This window comes from Mesorhizobium sp. M7A.F.Ca.CA.002.09.1.1 (assembly GCF_003998555.1).
GTDB lineage: Bacteria > Pseudomonadota > Alphaproteobacteria > Rhizobiales > Rhizobiaceae > Mesorhizobium > Mesorhizobium ciceri.
Window position 1 is genome coordinate 1 of sequence record NZ_RZRR01000700.1, and the last position, 3,022, is coordinate 3,022.

The following is a 3,022-nucleotide window of genomic DNA, read 5'->3' on the forward strand; positions in this document are numbered from 1 at the left end:
TGTCGATCTACTACCTCATCCTGACCCACTTCATGGGCCTCCAGCCCAATGACCGCATCGTCATCGACTCGCTGGTCTCGCTCGGCTTCGGCGCATCGCTGATCTCGATCTTCGCTCGTCTCGGCGGCGGCATCTTCACCAAAGGCGCCGACGTCGGTGGCGATCTCGTCGGCAAGGTCGAAGCCGGTATTCCCGAAGACGATCCGCGCAACCCGGCCACGATCGCCGACAATGTCGGCGACAATGTCGGCGACTGCGCCGGCATGGCCGCTGACCTGTTCGAAACCTATGCGGTGACTGTCGTCGCCACCATGGTTCTGGCTGCCATCTTCTTTGGCGGCACCGCCGTGTTGGGTGCGGCCATGCTTTATCCGCTCGCCATCTGCGGCGCCTGCATCCTGACCTCGATCGTCGGCACCTTCTTCGTCAAGCTCGGTTCCAACGGCTCGATCATGGGCGCACTCTACAAGGGCCTGATCGTCACTGGCCTGCTGTCCATCGTCGGCCTCGGCGTCGCCACCCAGGTGACGCTCGGCTGGGGTGAGGTCGGCACGGTCGCCGGCATGGTCATCACCGGCAAGAACCTGTTCATCTGCGGCCTGATCGGCCTCGTGGTGACCGGTCTCATCGTGGTCATCACCGAATACTACACCGGCACCAACAAGCGCCCGGTCAATTCCATCGCCCAGGCGTCGGTCACCGGTCACGGCACCAACGTCATCCAGGGCCTCGCGGTCTCGCTGGAATCGACGGCGCTGCCGGCGATCGTCATCGTCGGCGGCATCATCTCGACCTATCAGCTTGCCGGCCTCTTCGGTACGGCGATCGCGGTCACGACGATGCTCGGCCTTGCCGGCATGATCGTTGCGCTCGATGCCTTCGGCCCGGTCACCGACAATGCCGGCGGCATCGCCGAAATGGCCGGCCTGCCCAAGGAAGTGCGCCACTCCACCGACGCGCTCGACGCGGTCGGCAACACCACCAAGGCGGTGACCAAGGGCTACGCCATCGGCTCCGCTGGTCTCGGCGCATTGGTGCTGTTTGCCGCGTACTCGAACGACCTGAAGTTCTTCGCCGCCAATGGCGACAAATATCCCTACTTCCAGGGCATGGGCGAGATCTCCTTCGATCTCTCCAACCCATACGTCGTCGCCGGCCTGATCTTCGGCGGGCTGATCCCGTATCTGTTCGGCGGCATCGCCATGACGGCCGTCGGCCGTGCGGCGGGCGCCATCGTCGAGGAGGTGCGCAAGCAGTTCCGCGAGGATCCGGGCATCATGGCCGGCACCTCGAAGCCGAACTACGCCCGCGCGGTCGACCTTCTGACCAAGGCGGCAATCAGGGAAATGATCATCCCGTCGCTGCTGCCGGTGCTGGCGCCGCTCGTCGTCTATTTCGGCGTGCTGCTCATCTCGGGCTCGAAGGCGTCTGCCTTTGCAGCGCTGGGTGCCTCGCTGCTCGGCGTCATCGTCAACGGCCTGTTCGTCGCTATCTCGATGACCTCTGGCGGCGGCGCCTGGGACAACGCCAAGAAGTCCTTCGAAGACGGCTTTGTCGACAAGGACGGCGTCAAGCATCTCAAGGGTTCCGAGGCGCATAAGGCTTCGGTGACCGGTGACACGGTCGGCGATCCCTACAAGGACACCGCTGGCCCCGCCGTCAACCCGGCGATCAAGATCACCAACATCGTCGCGCTCCTGCTGCTGGCCGTGCTCGCGCACGGCTGATCTAGGCTTCAGCCCGAAACAACCCGCGGGAGCGATCCCGCGGGTTTTTTGTTGAGCAATGCCATGTCGACGCGTCAACAAGCCGATCTCTTGCATGCGGTAAATGCGCCGGTATCTCATCTACCGGCTTGGGTTTCGACGGCTTAAGCATCGCCGGCAAACATACGGGGATCTTGCCCTGATCGAGGCCACAACAAAAACCCGCAGGATCGCTCCCGCGGGTTTTTGGTCGTCTGAGATGATGAGGCTCCCGGAATGGAAGCCGAAAGGAATTAGGCGCCGCCGCCCGGAATGCTGGGTGCCAGCTTGCTGGCACCGTTGATGATCTGGCTGAGGAAGTTCTGGTCCTTGCCGCCGGTCGGTGTGGTGCGTGAGATGAAGTCGAACATCTTGCCGTCCTTCATCCCGTAATTGGCGATCTGGGTGACGCGGCCATCGGCGCCGAAATAGACCGCCAGCACATGCTGATCAATGAGCCGTGGCTTGTCGAAGGCGACGTAGCGCTTGCGCGTCTGCGAAATGTAATAGAAGGCCTCGTTGTCGAAGGTCGCGGTCGTCGACGGCGTGCCGAGCGCCAGAAGCACCTGCTCGCGGCTCGAACCGACCGGCACCAGGTCGATTGCCTGCTGGTCTATGACGTAACCTTGCGTCAGCGTCTCACTCGGGCTGAGGTCGCCGATCATCTTGGAGGTGTGGCAGGCCGATAGTGCCGAAACGATCATCAGCAGCGAGATCGCGCCGGCGGGCCTGGACGAGAAGGTCGACTTGAAATTCAGCGCGCGCAACAACAACTCCATTAGCTGGCCGCAACTTGCGCTGGGCCGCGAAACCGGTAAACCAGCTTGCTTGCCGATGCAACAAGCCCACTTCAACAAACGGTCCCCAGGAGACCATCCCCAATGTTCCAGCGCTTTTTTGGCCGCGAACGCTACGCCAACCGCGCTATCACCGAGGCGCTTTACGCACAAATCGTGGCGGCGGCGCGGCAGACGGTGTTTTATTCCCACTGGAATGTGCCAGACACGCCGCTTGGCCGTTTCGAGATGCTGTCGCTGCACATGTTCCTGTTCCAGCACAGGTTGCGCGGTGAGAGCGGTGCGGCGCAAGAGGTCGCCCAGGTGCTGATCGACGAGTTCTTCCTCGACGTCGACCATTCGTTGCGGGAATTGGGCATTGGCGACGTTGGCGTGCCCAAACGCATGAAAAAGCTGGCAAAGATGTTTTATGGCCGAACCGCTGCCTATGACGATGCCCTGGAAAGAAACGACCATGAAGCGCTGACCGCGGCTCTTGCC

Annotated in this window: 3 protein-coding genes; 2 read left to right on the forward strand and 1 reads right to left on the reverse strand. The window is 62.3% G+C overall.

Annotated features, from left to right (window positions below; all coding sequences use genetic code 11):
* Positions 1-1,727 (forward strand): sodium-translocating pyrophosphatase (locus EN994_RS24720; protein WP_127307873.1); only part of this gene is annotated, 1,727 nt, incomplete at its 5' end.
* 272 nt (positions 1,728-1,999) lie between these two features.
* On the opposite strand, the gene EN994_RS24725 is transcribed toward EN994_RS24720, so the two are convergent.
* A complete protein-coding gene (locus EN994_RS24725; protein ID WP_013532236.1) occupies positions 2,000-2,512 on the reverse strand; it encodes an outer membrane protein assembly factor BamE in 513 nt (170 codons plus the stop codon).
* Positions 2,513-2,626: 114 nt separating this feature from the next.
* Here EN994_RS24725 and EN994_RS24730 point away from each other — a divergent pair.
* The coding region (locus tag EN994_RS24730; protein ID WP_127307874.1) for a ubiquinol-cytochrome C chaperone family protein at positions 2,627-3,022 on the forward strand (396 nt) is incomplete at its 3' end.